At 62.1% G+C, this 15261-nt stretch carries 22 protein-coding genes and 1 pseudogene; 20 read left to right on the top strand and 3 right to left on the bottom strand.

The genetic code is table 11. From position 1 onward, the window contains the following. The first annotated feature begins 443 nt into the window (after positions 1-443). The 5 genes from FHT87_RS18755 to FHT87_RS18735 all read left to right on the top strand — a co-directional run bounded on the left by FHT87_RS18755 (position 444) and on the right by FHT87_RS18735 (position 4212). Complete coding sequence (locus FHT87_RS18755; RefSeq protein ID WP_183803971.1) at positions 444-647, top strand: hypothetical protein; 204 nt, start codon at positions 444-446, stop codon at positions 645-647. Further along, positions 644-1039 (top strand): hypothetical protein, encoded by a 396-nt coding sequence (locus FHT87_RS18750; protein ID WP_183803969.1) that lies wholly within the window; start codon positions 644-646, stop codon positions 1037-1039. The genes FHT87_RS18755 and FHT87_RS18750 overlap by 4 nt, the downstream gene beginning before the upstream one ends. Positions 1040-1276: 237 nt before the next feature. Continuing rightward, positions 1277-2074, top strand: coding sequence for a hypothetical protein (locus FHT87_RS18745; protein ID WP_183803966.1), 798 nt, complete (start codon positions 1277-1279; stop codon positions 2072-2074). Positions 2075-2230: 156 nt separating this feature from the next. Beyond that, positions 2231-2983: a hypothetical protein gene (locus FHT87_RS18740; RefSeq protein ID WP_183803963.1), complete on the top strand. Its 753-nt coding sequence runs from the start codon at positions 2231-2233 to the stop codon at positions 2981-2983. Positions 2984-2985: 2 nt separating this feature from the next. Then, on the top strand, positions 2986-4212 hold the full coding sequence (locus FHT87_RS18735) for a biotin/lipoyl-binding protein (protein ID WP_183736140.1): 1227 nt from the start codon (positions 2986-2988) through the stop codon (positions 4210-4212). A gap of 57 nt (positions 4213-4269) precedes the next feature. On the opposite strand, the gene FHT87_RS18730 is transcribed toward FHT87_RS18735, so the two are convergent. Then, entirely contained in the window at positions 4270-4734 is a 465-nt protein-coding gene (locus FHT87_RS18730; RefSeq protein WP_183803961.1) for an Lrp/AsnC family transcriptional regulator, read from the bottom strand. A 162-nt stretch (positions 4735-4896) separates the two neighbouring features. Here FHT87_RS18730 and FHT87_RS18725 point away from each other — a divergent pair, with 162 nt between their 5' ends. From FHT87_RS18725 to FHT87_RS18695, 7 genes are all read left to right on the top strand, one after another. Next, positions 4897-5676, top strand: a complete 780-nt coding sequence (locus tag FHT87_RS18725; RefSeq protein WP_183803959.1) for an ATP-binding cassette domain-containing protein — start codon at positions 4897-4899, stop codon at positions 5674-5676. A 44-nt stretch (positions 5677-5720) separates the two neighbouring features. Beyond that, positions 5721-6494 carry a transporter substrate-binding domain-containing protein gene (locus FHT87_RS18720; protein ID WP_183803957.1) on the top strand — a complete coding sequence of 258 codons (774 nt, stop codon included), beginning with the start codon at positions 5721-5723 and terminating at the stop codon, positions 6492-6494. Positions 6495-6506: 12 nt separating this feature from the next. Further along, positions 6507-7232, top strand: coding sequence for an ABC transporter permease (locus FHT87_RS18715; protein ID WP_183803955.1), 726 nt, complete (start codon positions 6507-6509; stop codon positions 7230-7232). 12 nt (positions 7233-7244) lie between these two features. Further along, on the top strand, positions 7245-7934 hold the full coding sequence (locus FHT87_RS18710; protein WP_183803953.1) for an ABC transporter permease: 690 nt from the start codon (positions 7245-7247) through the stop codon (positions 7932-7934). 114 nt (positions 7935-8048) lie between these two features. Continuing rightward, positions 8049-8957 (top strand): homocysteine S-methyltransferase family protein, encoded by a 909-nt coding sequence (locus FHT87_RS18705; RefSeq protein WP_183803951.1) that lies wholly within the window; start codon positions 8049-8051, stop codon positions 8955-8957. After that, on the top strand, positions 8954-9091 hold the full coding sequence (locus FHT87_RS18700; protein ID WP_183736147.1) for a hypothetical protein: 138 nt from the start codon (positions 8954-8956) through the stop codon (positions 9089-9091). Before FHT87_RS18705 ends, FHT87_RS18700 begins: the two co-directional genes overlap by 4 nt. 21 nt (positions 9092-9112) lie before the next feature. Beyond that, entirely contained in the window at positions 9113-9421 is a 309-nt protein-coding gene (locus FHT87_RS18695; protein ID WP_183803948.1) for a hypothetical protein, read from the top strand. Here FHT87_RS18695 and FHT87_RS18690 read toward each other — a convergent pair. After that, the gene (locus FHT87_RS18690) at positions 9382-10311 is read right to left on the bottom strand and encodes a LysR family transcriptional regulator (RefSeq protein ID WP_183803945.1); all 930 of its coding nucleotides are present in this window, start codon (positions 10309-10311) and stop codon (positions 9382-9384) included. The two genes, FHT87_RS18695 and FHT87_RS18690, sit on opposite strands and share 40 nt — an antisense overlap. 122 nt (positions 10312-10433) lie before the next feature. Here FHT87_RS18690 and FHT87_RS18685 point away from each other — a divergent pair, with 122 nt between their 5' ends. After that, a complete protein-coding gene (locus tag FHT87_RS18685) occupies positions 10434-11033 on the top strand; it encodes an NADPH-dependent F420 reductase (protein ID WP_183803943.1) in 600 nt (199 codons plus the stop codon). Positions 11034-11044: 11 nt separating this feature from the next. Then, a complete protein-coding gene (locus tag FHT87_RS18680; protein WP_183803940.1) occupies positions 11045-11428 on the top strand; it encodes a limonene-1,2-epoxide hydrolase family protein in 384 nt (127 codons plus the stop codon). 38 nt (positions 11429-11466) lie between these two features. On the opposite strand, the pseudogene FHT87_RS18675 reads toward FHT87_RS18680, so the two are convergent. Further along, a pseudogene (locus FHT87_RS18675) lies at positions 11467-12089 on the bottom strand (LysE family translocator). Between the two features lie 222 nt (positions 12090-12311). Between FHT87_RS18675 and FHT87_RS18670 the strand changes: the two are divergent. The 6 genes from FHT87_RS18670 to FHT87_RS18645 all read left to right on the top strand — a co-directional run bounded on the left by FHT87_RS18670 (position 12312) and on the right by FHT87_RS18645 (position 15258). Then, on the top strand, positions 12312-12629 hold the full coding sequence (locus tag FHT87_RS18670) for a hypothetical protein (RefSeq protein WP_183736295.1): 318 nt from the start codon (positions 12312-12314) through the stop codon (positions 12627-12629). Between the two features lie 80 nt (positions 12630-12709). Beyond that, positions 12710-12853: a hypothetical protein gene (locus tag FHT87_RS18665; RefSeq protein ID WP_183736153.1), complete on the top strand. Its 144-nt coding sequence runs from the start codon at positions 12710-12712 to the stop codon at positions 12851-12853. 66 nt (positions 12854-12919) lie between these two features. Next, the gene (locus tag FHT87_RS18660; protein WP_183736154.1) at positions 12920-13102 is read left to right on the top strand and encodes a hypothetical protein; all 183 of its coding nucleotides are present in this window, start codon (positions 12920-12922) and stop codon (positions 13100-13102) included. A 78-nt stretch (positions 13103-13180) separates the two neighbouring features. Then, positions 13181-13426: a hypothetical protein gene (locus tag FHT87_RS18655; protein WP_183736155.1), complete on the top strand. Its 246-nt coding sequence runs from the start codon at positions 13181-13183 to the stop codon at positions 13424-13426. A gap of 55 nt (positions 13427-13481) precedes the next feature. Beyond that, complete coding sequence (locus tag FHT87_RS18650; RefSeq protein WP_183803937.1) at positions 13482-14381, top strand: transglutaminase family protein; 900 nt, start codon at positions 13482-13484, stop codon at positions 14379-14381. 67 nt (positions 14382-14448) lie between these two features. Next, entirely contained in the window at positions 14449-15258 is an 810-nt protein-coding gene (locus FHT87_RS18645; RefSeq protein ID WP_183803934.1) for a transglutaminase family protein, read from the top strand. Positions 15259-15261 lie beyond the last annotated feature (3 nt).

Below are 15261 nucleotides of genomic sequence, written 5' to 3'. Positions count from 1 at the left end.
ATCGCAATCCATCACTGACCTCCAAAAGTCAGTGTTGAATCTGATTTGCCACCTCTTGGGAATCTCAATCCGTTAAATCGTCACCACGACCTAGATTGGTGTTGAACATCATCAAGCGTAGCAGATCCTCGGGACAAGCCCGAGGATGACGGATTAGAGGCTGGCGATTTGAGGTTCTTGGCGAGCCATTGCCACTCACCCGGCGCCATCCTCGGGCTTGTCCCGAGGATCTGCCACGAGGAAGATTAATCGCAAGGCCGAAGACGAGAGTGTCCAGAGCAACTCCAGCAGAAAACACACAGTAACCTTGTTAACAATACATTGAAAATAAACAAATATTTCCCCTTCCGAGCCTCAAGAAAAACCGCAATCGCTCCGAGTTCACGCCGACAACTCTCCCCAGGCCACCCTGCCGCTCTCCATCATCATCAAGGGCAGCAGACATGACCCTCGTCTTCATCCGCATTCTCTTGCGTTACCTCGCCGCCATCCTCGTCACCCGCGGGCTGATCGCGCCCGATCTCGGCGAGATGATCTCGCGTGATCCCGATGTCACCATGGCTCTGCAGGTCGCCTTGGGCGCGCTCATCGCGGCAACAGCCGAAGGCTGGTATTATCTGGCGCATCGTTGCGGATGGGCGAAATGAAGTGGCTGAGCGACCTGCTGCTCGGCGGCATCCTCGAGAAATTCACCGGCCCGCTGCTCGCTGCCTATCAGGCGAAACTCGCAGCCGAAACCGATCAGCAGAAGCTTGCCGCAGACGAGGCGATCAAGGGCATCGAGGCCGCCCGCGACATTGCGGTGGCCGAAGCCGCCGACCGCTGGAGCGCCACCCGTCTCGGCCGCCTGCTCATCGTCATCCCCTTCGGGCTCTGGTGGGCGGCGATCTACATGGTGCAGATCCTCAATCCCTGGTTCGGCCTCAATCTCGTCGTCGTCGATGTACCGCCGCGCATCAATGACATGGCGCTGGTGCTGATCCCGGCGATCGTCATCGGCGATGCCGGCGCGCTCTTGGCGCGGCGTCTGAAAAGATAGCAAGACACCGCCTCAACCATCTGCTGCGATCATCGCAGCATCAAGAGAGCGCTGGGTTGGGGGCCGAATTCCTCCGGTGACCTTGCGAAACGCCTTCGGCCGGAGCCAGGCGCTCTCTTGATACCAGCCTCCCGGCGCCCCTTGCTACGTTCGGCACATAAACAAAAGGTTGCGTATGACGAGCTGCTAGGGCCGACTGCGCGTGGTCGCAGCGACGGATTCGGGAAAAATTCAGGCATGATGGAAGAAACCTGCAACGAAATCACCCTTATCTCCGCCGAGGAACGGCCCGACCTCATCCCCGCTTTCGACGAACTCGGCGCGGCGGTTTGGCCGAAATTCATCGGCGGTGACGAGGTTGTCGTCAAATACTGGAACAGCCTGTTTTCGGATGGTCTGCGCCGCCATCAGTTCCTGGCCCTCGGCAGGGATAACAGCGGAAATGAGCGGGTCTTCGCCACATCGAACAGCATTCCCTTCTTCTGGCCCAAACATGACGACGACGCCTCCCTGCCCGATGCCGGATGGGATGCCGTTCTCGCCGGCGGCGTGGAGGCCTTCGCATCGGGCCGGAAACCCAACGCCCTCTGCGCACTTGCCATCGTCGTATCGCCCGCCATGCGCGGCTCGGACCTGGCCGGGCGGCTGATCGGCAACATGAAGGCCGATGCCAGACGACACGGCCTCCAGGCCCTCGTCGCGCCCGTGCGCCCCACCAAGAAGGCTGCCTATCCGCTGACATCCTTCGCAGATTACATCGCCTGGACGGCGCCATCAGGCGCGCCCTTCGATCCCTGGGTGCGCAAGCATTGGCAGCTCGGCGCGAGCCTCGTCAAAATCGCGCCGCGCTCGATGCGGGTCGAGGCGCCGCTGTCGCAATGGAGCGAATGGAGCGGGCTGCGCTTTCCCATGTCCGGGCCATATCACATGGAAGGCGGCCTGGCGCCGCTGACGGCCGATTGCGAGAGCGGACTCGGGCTTTACGAGGAGCCGAATATCTGGATGCGGCACAGGCTGGAGGATGGCGGGCGATGAGGTGCCGGCGGGCTGATTGAAAGAGACGTGCCCGACCGTTTACGAATAGCACGAAGCACAGATTTTACCCCGTAGTTACCGTTACGTACTTTCGTGCTGCGCACAAAGAGCCTAGACTTAAGGTTAAACTAAAATGCCGTCCGGGGGAGCTTTGGCATGGGCGATGGAAGGAAGACGACAAGGCAGCAGAACCGCCACTGGAGCGCCATCGGCGCGACAGTCGCAACGGCCTCCCTGGCCGCTCAAACGGCAGCGGCAGCAGATGAGGCAGCGACACAACCCTATCACGCCGCCCTCACCAATCATGTGCCGGGTTTCATCACCGCGCCGGGTGAGACCGACTATCTTTTCGTCATCGTCATCGTGCTGCTGCTTGCGATGATCCTCGCCATCGGCAATTTCTACTTCCAGCTCCATGCCGTTCCCGAGCGCATCGCTCACCGGGCCAACAAGGCACAGCTGGAGGTCGTCGCGGTACTGGCGCTGATCTCGCTCTTCACCCACAACCATATCTACTGGATCATCGGCCTGCTGCTCGCTCTCGTGCGCATTCCCGATTTTTCGACGCCGCTCTATTCGATCGCCCGATCGATGGCGCGGCTCGCAAGCCGCGTTTCGGAAGCCGCCCACGAGCCGGTTCCCGGCGCAACCGCGAGCGGCGCCCCGACCGCCCCTGCTCCAGCCGCCGCACCCTCTGCCGCGACGACCCCAGTCACTGCGGCCTCAGTCACTGCGGCCCCAGTCACTCCTGCTCCAGTCACTCCTGCTCCAGTCACTCCTGCCCCAGTCACCGCTGCACCCATCGCGCCGCTGCCGGTTGCCGCGGCGCATCCGCGACCGTCCGGCCACACGAACGCGCAACCGGCCGAGCCGGCGATCAAGCCCGACCCGCAGGCGGAAGGTATCTGACCATGCTGGAACTCCTGCTGTGCTCGATGCTGACCATCCTCCCGGATTATCTCTACCGCCGCTATGTTCAGGACAAGCGCATCGGCCGCGAGATCACCCTATACAGCATGTGGTACGAGCTGCGCTGGGGCATAACCGCCTGCCTGCTGCTCACCATCTCGCTGATCACCATGATCTTCTATTTCCACCCCTCGACGAAGAGCGTCACTGCCGTCTTCCGCACCGTCACCATATTGCCGGAAGCTATGGGCCGGGTCGACGAGGTCTATGTCGGCGTCAACCAGAAGGTCGCGGCCGGCGCGCCGCTCTTCCGCCTCGACGATTCCGCCCAGAAGGCAGCACTCGATGTGGCGCAGAAGCAGATCGCCGAGGTGGAAGCCCAGACCAAGGTGGCCGAGAGCGAGCTTGCGAGCGCCGACGGCGTGATCCGGCAGGCCGAAGGCGCCCTGCAGGTCTCGATCGATGAACTGCAGATGAAGACCCAGCTCCTGAAGAACGACGCCGTTGCCCGCCGCGAGGTGGACCGGCTCACCAATACGGTCGAAAGCCAGCGCGGCATGGTCAGCGCCGCCTATGCCAGCAAGGAGACGCTGCAAACCAAGCTCAACGTGCTGTTGCCGGCGCAGAAGGCGAGCGCCGAAGCGGCCTTGGCGCAGGCCCAGGTCGAGCTCGACAAGACGGTCGTCAAGGCCGGCATCAGCGGCACTGTTCAGCAGTTCACGCTGCGGCGCGGCGATGTGCTGAACACCATGCTGCGGCCGGCCGGCATCCTGGTGCCTGAAGAGGCCGGCCGCGGCACGCTGGTTGCCGGTTTCGGCCAGATCGAGGCGCAGGTGATGAAACCCGGCATGGTGGCCGAAGCCACCTGCGTCGGCAAACCCTTCGCCATCATCCCGCTCGTCGTCACGGAGGTGCAGGATGTGATCGCCGCCGGCCAGCTGCGCCCGACCGACCAGCTCGTCGACGTGACGCAACTGGCAAGACCCGGCACGCTGACGGTCTTCCTGCAACCCCTCTTCCCCGGTGGCCTCGACGACGTGCCCCCCGGCGGCAGCTGCATCGCCAACGCCTATACCAACAACCACGACGCACTCGCCGACCCCAATATCGGCACCTTCAAATGGATCGGCCTGCATGTCATCGACACGGTCGGCGTGGTGCATGCGATGATCCTGCGCATGCAGGCCATGCTGCTGCCGGTGCAGACGCTGGTGCTGACGGGGCATTGAGGCGGCCTGTTCGACCGGCCGCGACCCGAACCAATGGTGAGACCATTGGCCTGCCCGCTATTGGAGGGGCACGAACAGGCCGAGCTTGACGTCGCGCAGCACGACATTCGTATGCATGCGGCGGATCTGCGGATTTTCCGCCATGATCAGGGCCGCGATGTCGTCATAGTGCTCGACGTCGCGGGCGGTGACGATTGCGATCAGATCGACTGCACCCGTGACGTAATAGACCTGCTGTATGTGATCCTGCTTCTCCGCCCAGAGGCGGAACTTCGCCAGCGCGTCGTAATTGTCCCGCTCGATCTCCATCCCGACGATGAACACCATCGATGTCCCCGTCGCCTTGCGGTCGACAATGGCCACCTCCGCCTTGATGATCCCCTCCTCGCGCAGGCGCTTCAGCCGCCTTTGCACGGCCGAGACCGATAGGCCGACCCTTTCAGCGATCGTTTCTGCTCTCAGCTGGCAGTCGCGCTGAACGATATCGAGAATGTCACGGTCAAAACGATCCAGTTGTTCCATTGTCCAGTCCGATTTCTGTCGCGGCATTTCGCGTATTATGCCGCATTTGCTGCACGAAGTAGATTATTTTGCATAATATATGCAGAATGGATGAAAATTGCGCGAAAAAACCGCGTTACTTTATCATTATCCTTCGCAAATTCAGTTCAGCCGGAACCATGCATGTCCGATCAGTCCTCTCCTGCTCTTCGTGTCGAAGATCTCCATAAAAGCTTCGGCTCGCAACAGGTTCTCAAGGGCATTTCGACTGAGGCCCGCAAGTCCGATGTGATTTCGATCATCGGCTCGTCGGGTTCCGGCAAGAGCACCTTCCTCAGATGCATCAATTTCCTGGAGACGCCGGATCGTGGCCGCATTGCGGTCAACGGCGAGGAAATCTTGCTGAAGATGGGTCGGGGCGGACGGCTGCAGCCGCGCAGTCGGCGGCAGATCGAGCGGGTGCGGACCGGGCTGGGGATGGTCTTCCAGAGTTTCAATCTCTGGGCTCATCGGACGGTGCTGGAAAACGTCATCGAGGCACCGGTGCACGTCATGGGCATTTCACGGCGCGAGGCCATCGAAAAGGCCGAGGCGTTGCTCCATAAGGTCGGGCTCTTCGATAAACGCGACGCCTATCCCGCTTTCTTGTCCGGTGGTCAGCAACAGCGGGCGGCGATCGCAAGAGCGCTCTGCGTGGATCCTGACGTCATGCTGTTTGACGAGCCGACATCGGCGCTTGATCCGGAGCTGGTCGGCGAGGTTCTCAAAGTGATCCGTGACCTCGCGGAAGAAGGCCGGACGATGCTGATCGTCACGCATGAAATGCGCTTCGCACGGGATGTCTCGAGCCGCGTTCTGTTCCTGCATCAGGGACGGATCGAGGAGGAAGGCCCGCCGGAACAGATATTCGGGGCGCCGGTGAGCGCCCGCTGCCGGGAATTTACCGGTCTCAGCGCCCACTGACGCGCGAACTCTCATTGATAACACAAACCAGGAGAATCCTGCGAATGAAGCTGATCCCCACCCTTTTCGCCGGCGTTGCCCTTGCGCTTTCCGCCGTCGCCGCGCAGGCCGAAGTCCGCTTCGGCGTCATGAACGAATCTTATCCGCCTTTCTTCGCCAAGGATGCCTCCGGCCAATGGCAGGGATGGGAGATCGACCTCATGAACGCGGTCTGCGAGGAGATGAAGGAGAAATGCTCGATCGTCGACATTTCCTGGGACGGTCTCATTCCGGCTCTGCAGAGCAAGAAGTTCGACGTGATCTGGTCGTCGATGTCGAACACAGCGGAACGCGCGAAAGTGATCGACTTCACCGACAAATATTACAACACGCCGAGCACCCTGATCGGTCCCAAGGATCAGAAGCCGGGCGCCACCGCCGAGGATGTGAAGGGCAAGACCATCGGCATCCAGGTGTCGACGATCCAGTCGGAATATTACAAGAAGTATTTCGCCGAGGCTGCGCAGGAGAAGACCTACCAGACGCTCGACGAGGCTTTCCAGGACCTCGCTTCCGGCCGTATCGACTATGTTTTCGGCGATTCGCTGGCGCTTGACGCTTTCCTGAAAAGCGATGGCGGCAAGGATTGCTGCGCCAAGATGGGCGACGTCGCCGACGACAAGGAAATTCTCGGAGCCGGCGTTTCGGGCGGCCTGCGCAAGGAAGACACGGAGCTGAAAGCCAAGCTGAACGCGGCGATATCGGCAATCCGGGCCAGCGGCCAGTATGACGCCATCACCAAGAAATACTTCGATTTCGACATCTACGGCGCAAAGTAAGCAGTCCTGACAATGGCGACCGCGCAACAAGGTATTCTCGACCTGCTGTCTCCCTACCCTCCGGGGTGGGGCGGCGTTCTCTTGGCAGGTGCGGTCTCCACGGTCGCCATCTCGGCTTGCGCTTTCGCGATCGGCCTGCTGCTCGGCACGGCCGGCGCGTTTGGAAAGCTTTCGGGCAACCGCGTTCTCCGCTTGCTGCTCGATGTCTACACCACTGTCATTCGCGCCGTTCCCGAGCTGATCCTGATCGTCGGGCTCTATTATGCCGGCACCGATGGCCTCAACCGGCTCCTGGCCGCGTTCGACCTGCCGCCGGTCAACGTGAACGGCTTTGTCGCGGCCGTCGCGGTGCTGGGCTTCGTGCAGGGCGCCTATATGACGGAGGTGCTGCGCGGCGCGATCCTCGCCATTCCCGTTGGCCAGATCGAGGCCGCCAAGGCCTTCGGCATGGGGCCGGCGCTGAGGTTTCGCCGCGTGATGTTGCCTGCACTCTTGCCGAACGCCCTGCCGGGCCTTGCCAATCTGTGGATGTCGGTCACCAAGGACAGCGCGCTGGTTGCGGTCGTCGGCTATCAGGAACTGGCGCTCGCCACCCGTCTTGCCGGGGCAAGCACCAAACACTACTTCGTCTTTTTCCTTGCTTCCGCCCTTCTCTACCTCGCCATCACGCTCGTTTCCAACGTCCTCTTCAAACTGATCGAGGCGCGGGTGCGGCGGGGGCAGCCGCGCCTTGCCTGAAGAGAACGCCCGATGAATTTCACCTGGATCTCTTCCTATTGGCCGCTGCTTTTGACGGGCGCCTGGCAGACTGTTTGCCTGCTGGTGATATCAGTGGTGTTCGGCTTCATCATTGCGATTGGCCTCGCCTTCGCGCAGGTCAGCGGCGGCGGACTGACACGGCTGCTGGCGCGAGGCTACTGCACCTTCTTTCGCGGCACACCTCTGCTGATCCAGCTGTGGCTTCTCTACTACGGCGTGGGTTCGCTGCTCCCCATGATCCCCGGCATCCGCCAGAGCCTGTTCTGGCCGATCCTGCGCGAAGGATTCTTCTTTGCCGCCGTCAGTTTCACGCTGAACTACGCCGCCTATGAGGCAGAGGTATTGCGCGGCGCACTGCTTGCCGTTCCCAAGGGGGAGCTCGAAGCCGGCCGGGCCTTCGGCCTGTCGCCCTGGATGCTGACCCGCCGCATCTGGCTGCCGCGTGCCATTCGCATCGCCCTGCCGACCATTGCGGGAGAGATCGTCATGCAGCTCAAGGCGACGCCGCTCGCCTTTACGGTGACGGTGATGGATCTCTACGCCGTCGCCAACAAGGTCCGGCAGGACACGCTGCTCGTCTATGAACCGCTGCTTGTCGTCACCCTCTTCTATCTTGCCTTGACCGCAGTGGTCGCCCGCGTCTTTCGAGGTCTCGAAGCGCAGGTGCCGGTCCGTCGCTAGACCCAAAGAACCGGCCATGAACTCGCTTACCCACGAACCATCTGCACCCCACCCACTTTCTTATGAAAAACCCGCCGCCGGTCACGGCGCGACAGACCGAATGGAGACCTCTTCGTGAGCACGACCCGAATTCTCGATGGCGGCATGAGCCGCGAACTGCTGCGGCTGGGCGCCGAACTGAAACAGCCGGAATGGTCGGCATTGGCTCTGATCAACTCGCCTGACATCGTGCGCCAGGTACACCAGGAATTCATCGCCGCCGGCTCGCAAATCGTTACGACGAACAGCTATGCGCTCGTGCCCTTTCACATCGGCGAGGACCGGTTTCGGAAGGAAGGGCCGGCGCTGATCCGTCTTGCCGGCCGCCTGGCACGTGAGGCGGCCGATGCCGTTACGGATCGGAAGGTGCTGGTCGCCGGTTCGCTGCCGCCGATCTTCGGCTCATACGAGCCGCAGAACTTTCAGCCTTCGCGGGTGCAGGATTATCTTGAGGTGCTGGTCGAAAACCTCGGCCCCTTCGTCGATATATGGCTCGGCGAGACGCTGAGCCTGATTGCCGAGGCAGAGGCCGTCCGCAAGGCGGTGGCGACATCAGGCAAACCGTTCTGGATTTCCTTCACGGTGGCGGATGACGAGGCAGCCATGAAGGGCGCAGAACCGAAGCTCCGTTCCAACGAAAGGGTCGAGGACGCGGCGTCCTGGGCGGCATCCTCGGGTGCTGAAGCCCTCCTCTTCAATTGCAGCAAGCCCGAGGTCATGCAGGCGGCCGTGGAGACGGCAGCGCGGGTGTTCCGGAAGATGGGTGCTCCCCTCGAAATCGGCGTCTATGCCAATGCCTTCGAAGGGGAACAGGGCGAAGCAGCCGCCAATGAAGGCCTGCACGACACCCGCAACGATCTGAATGACGATGCCTATTCGCACTATGCCTGCTCCTGGGCCGAAGCGGGTGCGACCATCATCGGCGGCTGCTGCGGCATCGGTGCAGCCCATATTCATCGCTTGAGGAAGACGTTTTCGGATTGAAGCACCCGCCGGCGATCCTCCTGTTCTCCTGGGGTGGCCGTGCGTCTCAGATTGATAACGAGACGCCCTTTACCGATGCTTCCGACGACGCGACCTTGCGAGGCACCGCCCGCGCCGCCACCTATGCAGCGTAACATTGCCTCATAGAGACAAGCATGAACCCCGCAGACGATTTCACTCGCGCGCTTGCCCTTATCCCCGAGGGCTACAGCGAAGGCAGATTCGAAGCCGGCCGCTGGGGCGCAACCGTCAAGCGCTCGGCCGACGGCAAGCGCATCTGGCTCTATGCCGAAGATCTCGCCGGCACCGATATCGTCAGCTTCAACCTCTATCTGCTGGAGACCAGCGGCAGCACGCTGAAACCCTGCGAAATGTCCTCTGCAAAGGTCATCGCCTTCGTGCTCGGCTACCGGCCCGATGGGCCTCAACCGATGCTGCCGGCAAAACGCTCGGCCAGCCGCTGACGCTGAAAACCCTCGATGACGAAATCGATGAACACCCGCGTTTTCAGGGGCAGCAGCCTCTTGTTGGCGTAGTAGATCGAGATCGGCCCGGTATCGACATACCAGGAGGGCACGAGCCGGATCAGTTCGCCGCTGTCGAGATGGGCAAGCGCATCCGGCTTCGAGAGCAGCGTGACCCCGAGCCCGAGAAGGGCCGCACCGCGCATGGCAGCGGGATCGTTGACGACGATCTTTGCCGCGAGATCGACCGGCTGTTCCTCTCCCGCTGCGTTACGCATCTGCCGTAGCGGAATGCGCCCGGTATTGATCGATTTCATGACGATGCCGTCGAGCCCCGCAAGTCCGGCAGGATCGACCGGTGGCACGCGGCCCTGCATATAGGCAGGTGACGCCACCGCCACGAGATGGGCCGGCGCCAGAGGCCGCGCCACCACGCCCGAGGCAAGCTCGAAGCCGCCGCCGATTGCCGCGTCGTAACCCTCCCCGATCAGATCCACCTGCCGGTTCTCGAACATCCATTCCGGCTGCACCAGCGGATATCGTTTCATGAAATCAGGCAGCATCGGCAGGATATAGCCCGTGCCCAAACCGGGCGGCAGGCTAACCTTCAGCACGCCTGCCGGCTCCGCATGCTCGTTGGAGATCTCGGCAATCGCCCCCTGCAGCCCCTCGAGATGATCACGCACGGAGAGAAGAAAGCGCTCGCCTGCCTCTGTCAGCGTCAGGCTGCGCGTGCTGCGGTGAAAGAGCCGGAGTTTCAGATTGGCCTCGAGCGCCGCCACATTGCGGCTGACCGCCGCCGGCGTCAGGCCGAGGCGACGTGCTGCCGCCGAAAAGCCGCCAAGTTCTGCGCTGCGCACGAAGGATTCCAGGTTCGCCAGGCTTTCCATCGTTCGCCACCTTCAACAAAGACTTGAAACTGATACCACCCACCTCCCTCTAATCAAAGGGGAATGGCATCGCGATATTGGTTCCATCGAAACCAGCACGCCATCCAGAAAGGAAACTTGCCATGTCCATCGGTATCATCGGCGCCGGCAATATCGGCTCCGCCTTCGCCCGCGCACTCGCTCGCAACGGTATTTCCGCAACCATCGCCAACAGCCGCGGCCCGGAAAGCCTTGCCGAGCTCACCGCCGAGCTCGCCCCGCATATCACCGCGGGCACGATCGAGGAGGCAGCCAGGGCCGATATCGTCCTCATCGCAGTACCCTGGTCGAAGCTGCCTTCCGCCCTTGCCGGCCTGCCGGATTGGGCCGGCCGCATCGTCATCGATGCCAATAACCCGATCGAGGCGCCCCTCTTCAAGCCGGCAGAGCTCGGCGGCCGTCTGTCGAGCGAAATCGTCGCCGGCCTCGTGCCCGGCGCCCGCCTCGTCAAAGCCTTCAACCACCTCTTCGCCAACCTCGTTTCGGCCGACCCGCACGCCGAAGGCGGCAGCCGCGTGCTCTTCTACTCGGGCGATGATATCAAGGCGAAGGCCGAAGTCGCCGATCTCATCGCGCGCCTCGGCTTTGCCGGCGTCGACCTCGGCCCCCTCAAGGTCGGCGGCAGCCTGACGCAATTCCCCGGCGGCCCGCTGCCGGCCCTCAACCTCGTCAAGTTCGGCTGAGGGAGGTTGATATGTCACCGCTCGAAACCGCAAGGGTCTTCTTCGCCCATTGGAGCGCCAACCGCATCAAGGAGGCGCTCGCCATGCTTGCCGAAGACGTGCTCTACGACAACGTGCCCCTGCCCGATATTGTGGGCCGCGAAAACGTCCGTAAATTCCACGCCGATTTCGGCATCGGCTCCGCCTTCAAGGTGGACTGGCAGGTCACGGAAATCGCCGCGTCAGGCAACGTCGTTCTGAACGAGCGCATCGATATCTTCACCCATGAAAGCGGCAGCCAGATCACCCTGCCGGTCATGGGCACGCTGACGGTGAAAAACGGCAGGATCACCGTCTGGCGCGACTATTTCGATCTGGGGAGTTTTGAGCGCCAGTTGGCCGCGATAAAGCGGTAGCAACTCAAAGCCCGGTCGTATCAGTGGCCGGGCACCGCTCACTGCTGCTGAAACGCCAGCCGCACGCCAAGCGCCATATAGATCGAGCCGATCACCTTGCCCTGCCAGCGGCCGATCGTCCGGTTCCGGCTGAGCCAGCCGCGTACCGAACCGGCGCCGAAGGCGAGGGCAGAGGTCACGCAGATGCTGAGCGTCACGAAGATGATGCCGAGCAGCGCGAATTGCCCGATCACCGATCCGCTTTCGGGATGGATGAACTGTGGCAGGAAGCGAGGAAGAACAGCGCCGTCTTCGGGTTCAGGATTTCCGTGAATATCCCCTGCCGGAAAGCCTTGCCGGGGCCGATCTCCGGCGCTGCCGCCATATCGAGGTTGCCTGACTTTTCGATAAAGGCCCGGTATCCGAGATAGATGAGGTAGGCCACGCCGATATATTTCACCACTTCGAAGGCGAGCGCCGACGTCGCGAGCAAGGCCGAAAGGCCGAAGGTCGCCATGGTGGAATGGATGAGATCGCCGACCCCAATGCCAAGCCCCGTTGCGATGCCGGCCCGCCTGCCGCCGCTGACCGATCGGGCGAGAACCAGCAGTGTCGCTGGCCCGGGAATCACCATCAGCCCGAGCACGACAAGAACGTAGGTCGTCAAAACAGCGATGCTCATCTTCGATTTCCGTTGCTTGAAATGTCCGCCTTCAAATTAACGGCTTCTGGCGTCGGCGCAATATTCGAAAAGTTTATGCCGCGACAGCTGCCCGGATCCCCATCCCACGAAAAACGCCTTGCGCGGCGCAGCGAATAAGCGCAGGATTCCAATTGCTGGTAGCCACTTCAAGGGCGCTGCTGGTTCGGGCGTTAGCCCTGGCCCCAACGAAAGGAGGACGCGATGTCTTCCGATTTTTATCCGCCAAGCCTGTCGCGCAATCTCATCCGGACCGGCGCATTCGGCTACCGTGAGAATGTGGCGCTCGGCATTCTCGATCGTGCCGAAGCCGCCGGGCGGCAGGGCGATCGTTTTGAAGCCGTGGAAAGTTTCGTGGCTTTTCCCAATTTCAGCCGTGGGCCGGAGACCGGCCGGGGAACAAGCACGCTGCGCATCCATTCCCTGGGGCACTCCCCAGAACAATCCCAAGGGCAATCGCGCCTTTCCACATTGGCAGCCTCTCTGGACGAGCATTCCGGCATCGGACCCCTGCCCCTTTGATGCCGCAACGACCGCGCCGGCCAACCGTCGGCGGGCCGCAATACCTGATCTGTCCCGCATCGTCATACCAGGAGGAAACCATGGCGAAAGGCCAAGTGCGCAGCAACAAAGAAACCCGCAAGCCGAAGAAAGACCGCTCTGCCGCATCCTCGGCAACGCCTGCCGCACCCGGCACGCAGGTCAAGATGGCAGGCAGCAGCACGGGCAGCGACAAGAAGAAATAACGCCCGAGCCCAATCCGGCGCGGCGGCCTTCCGGCCGTCCCGCCCATCATCCAAGAGGACAGCAATATGACCACCGACAAGCGCGCAGCCGAAAATCTCTTCCGCGCGCCGCAGCCCGAAAAAGACTCCGATGCCGAAAAGCTTCAGGATGTTCGCAAGCGGCTGCGCTTGAGACAGCGCGAAATCAGGCAGGACGAACGCAGCGAGCGCCAGAAAACGAGGGTGACATTACCCGCCGTTTCATCCTGAAACCGCCGGCCCGGAAGAGCCGCAATACTCCGACACCCGAATGGCTCGGCCATATCAGGAACGAGCAAGGACCATCACGTGGCAGAATTCAATTATACGATCGAAGCCGGGCTCTACACCGGCAAGACATTGCGCAGCTCCCGCGGCCCCCGCTACAGGCGCTTCGAAACCGCCGCGGAAGCACTGCGTTTTGCCATGGAAGAGATGCCCGGCTCGCAATTGCGCGGCTGCGTGCTGGAAGTGAACGAAGCCCGCTTCGACGAAAGGCAGATCCGCGTGCTCTACGATGCACCCGCCTATCCGCTCTCGCGCAGAGAGAAGTGACGGACGCCTCCTCCGCGGTCAGTTGAGTGCCACGTCATGAAAACACGGAGGCAGGATGACGATTTTCTCCGTCCGCCACATCACATCCTACCATTACAAACGGCAGGTGCATTTCGGCCAGCACCGGCTGATGTTCCGCCCCCGCGACAGTTTCGACCAGACGCTTTTGAGCTGCAGCCTCAATGTCTTTCCCAAACCGGAATCCGTCCGCTGGATTCACGATGTCTTCGGCAATTGCATCGCGCTGGTCGATATAACGGCCGCCTCGGCCGAACTGCGCTTCGAAACCGTCATCCGCCTCGACCATACGGCGCAGGTGCCGCTCGATCTGGAGATCGACCGCCAGGCGCTCAGCTTTCCCTTCACCTATGACGAGGACGAGGCGGTCGATCTCGAACGCACCATCGACAGGCACTATCCCGATCCCGCAGACGAGGTCGGCAGATGGGCGCGGCAATTCGTGCCGATTGTTCGACAGCCGCGCACCGGCCATATCCTGATGACACTCTGTTATGCGATCCATGAGAGCTTCAGCTATGCCAGGCGCTTCGAGCACGGCACCCAGCCGCCCGACGTTACATTGCGGCTGCGCAGCGGCACCTGCCGCGATTTTGCGCTGCTGATGATGGAGGCGACCCGTTCGCTCGGCTTCGCCGCCCGCTTCGTCACCGGCTACGTCTATGTGCCCGATCGCGACGGCTCCGTCACGCTCGGCGGCGGCTCGACCCATGCCTGGTGCCAGGTCTACCTGCCGGGCGCGGGCTGGGTGGAATTCGATCCCACCAACGGCATCGTCGGAAACCGCGACCTGATCCGCGTCGGCGTCGCCCGCGACCCGCGCCAGGCCGTGCCTCTCTCCGGCAGCTATGACGGCGGCGCGCGCGATTTCGACAGCATGCGCGTGCAGGTCAACGTCACGACGGAACAGGAATTTAATGCCGCAAGCGGCAGGTGACGGAACGCCTGGCCCGCTTGTGCATTCGCCTGCAGGACGTTTCATCTGACAAGGGACCACGACCCCCATGAAGATCCGTGCAGGCTTTCACATCGGCTATCAATGCAAGCACGAAACACCCATGCTGCTGGTCCTCGACATCCACCCGTCCCGCCGCGCGGATCTGCTGACGGAACAGGTGCTGAGCTTCGACCAGCCGATAGAAGCCTGGTCCTATATGGATGGCTTCGGCAATGCTTGCAGCCGTATCGTGGCGCCGCCGGGTCTGACGACCATTTCCACCGAATTCGAAATCTATGACAGCGGCCTGCCCGATCCGGTGCCCGAAGACGCCATGCAGCACGCTATCAACGATCTGCCCGACGATGTGCTCGTCTACCTGCTCGGCAGCCGCTATTGCGATACCGACCGCCTGTCCGATTTCGCCTGGAAGACCTTTTTCAAGACAGCGCCCGGCTGGCCGCGCGTCCAGGCGATCCTCGATTTCACCCACAGGCGCATCGCCTTCGATTACCAGAAGGCCGATCCGCTGCGCACCGCCTTCGGCGGCTATACGGACCGATCAGGTGTCTGCCGCGACTTCGCCCATCTCGCCGTCACGCTCTGCCGCTGCATGAACATCCCGGCGCGCTATTGCACCGGCTATCTCGGCGATATCGGCGTGCCCAGGGATCCGAACCCGATGGATTTCAGCGCCTGGTTCGAGGTCTATCTCAGCGGCCGCTGGTACACGGCCGACGCCCGCCACAACACGCCGCGCATCGGCCGCATCCTGATGGCGACGGGCCGCGACGCCACCGACGTCGCCATGTCGACGGCTTTCGGCCCGGCAGTGCTCAAACGCTTCGAGGTGATAACGAAGGAGATAGCAGTCTGATAC

This window comes from Rhizobium sp. BK316, assembly GCF_014193695.1.
Classification (GTDB): Bacteria; Pseudomonadota; Alphaproteobacteria; order Rhizobiales; family Rhizobiaceae; genus Rhizobium.
The sequence above is the reverse complement of the archived record's forward strand: the minus strand, read 5'-3'. Positions and strand labels throughout refer to the sequence as shown.

Bases quoted from the DNA above. Each gene is read 5' to 3' on its own strand.
- FHT87_RS18755 (WP_183803971.1), top strand. From the start codon at position 444: ATGACCCTCGTCTTCATCCGCATTCTCTTGCGTTACCTCGCCGCCATC.
- FHT87_RS18750 (WP_183803969.1), top strand. From the start codon at position 644: ATGAAGTGGCTGAGCGACCTGCTGCTCGGCGGCATCCTCGAGAAATTC.
- FHT87_RS18745 (WP_183803966.1), top strand. From the start codon at position 1,277: ATGATGGAAGAAACCTGCAACGAAATCACCCTTATCTCCGCCGAGGAA.
- FHT87_RS18740 (WP_183803963.1), top strand. From the start codon at position 2,231: ATGGGCGATGGAAGGAAGACGACAAGGCAGCAGAACCGCCACTGGAGC.
- FHT87_RS18735 (WP_183736140.1), top strand. From the start codon at position 2,986: ATGCTGGAACTCCTGCTGTGCTCGATGCTGACCATCCTCCCGGATTAT.
- FHT87_RS18730 (WP_183803961.1), bottom strand. From the start codon at position 4,734: ATGGAACAACTGGATCGTTTTGACCGTGACATTCTCGATATCGTTCAG.
- FHT87_RS18725 (WP_183803959.1), top strand. From the start codon at position 4,897: ATGTCCGATCAGTCCTCTCCTGCTCTTCGTGTCGAAGATCTCCATAAA.
- FHT87_RS18720 (WP_183803957.1), top strand. From the start codon at position 5,721: ATGAAGCTGATCCCCACCCTTTTCGCCGGCGTTGCCCTTGCGCTTTCC.
- FHT87_RS18715 (WP_183803955.1), top strand. From the start codon at position 6,507: ATGGCGACCGCGCAACAAGGTATTCTCGACCTGCTGTCTCCCTACCCT.
- FHT87_RS18710 (WP_183803953.1), top strand. From the start codon at position 7,245: ATGAATTTCACCTGGATCTCTTCCTATTGGCCGCTGCTTTTGACGGGC.
- FHT87_RS18695 (WP_183803948.1), top strand. From the start codon at position 9,113: ATGAACCCCGCAGACGATTTCACTCGCGCGCTTGCCCTTATCCCCGAG.
- FHT87_RS18690 (WP_183803945.1), bottom strand. From the start codon at position 10,311: ATGGAAAGCCTGGCGAACCTGGAATCCTTCGTGCGCAGCGCAGAACTT.
- FHT87_RS18685 (WP_183803943.1), top strand. From the start codon at position 10,434: ATGTCCATCGGTATCATCGGCGCCGGCAATATCGGCTCCGCCTTCGCC.
- FHT87_RS18680 (WP_183803940.1), top strand. From the start codon at position 11,045: ATGTCACCGCTCGAAACCGCAAGGGTCTTCTTCGCCCATTGGAGCGCC.
- FHT87_RS18670 (WP_183736295.1), top strand. From the start codon at position 12,312: ATGTCTTCCGATTTTTATCCGCCAAGCCTGTCGCGCAATCTCATCCGG.
- FHT87_RS18665 (WP_183736153.1), top strand. From the start codon at position 12,710: ATGGCGAAAGGCCAAGTGCGCAGCAACAAAGAAACCCGCAAGCCGAAG.
- FHT87_RS18660 (WP_183736154.1), top strand. From the start codon at position 12,920: ATGACCACCGACAAGCGCGCAGCCGAAAATCTCTTCCGCGCGCCGCAG.
- FHT87_RS18650 (WP_183803937.1), top strand. From the start codon at position 13,482: ATGACGATTTTCTCCGTCCGCCACATCACATCCTACCATTACAAACGG.
- FHT87_RS18645 (WP_183803934.1), top strand. From the start codon at position 14,449: ATGAAGATCCGTGCAGGCTTTCACATCGGCTATCAATGCAAGCACGAA.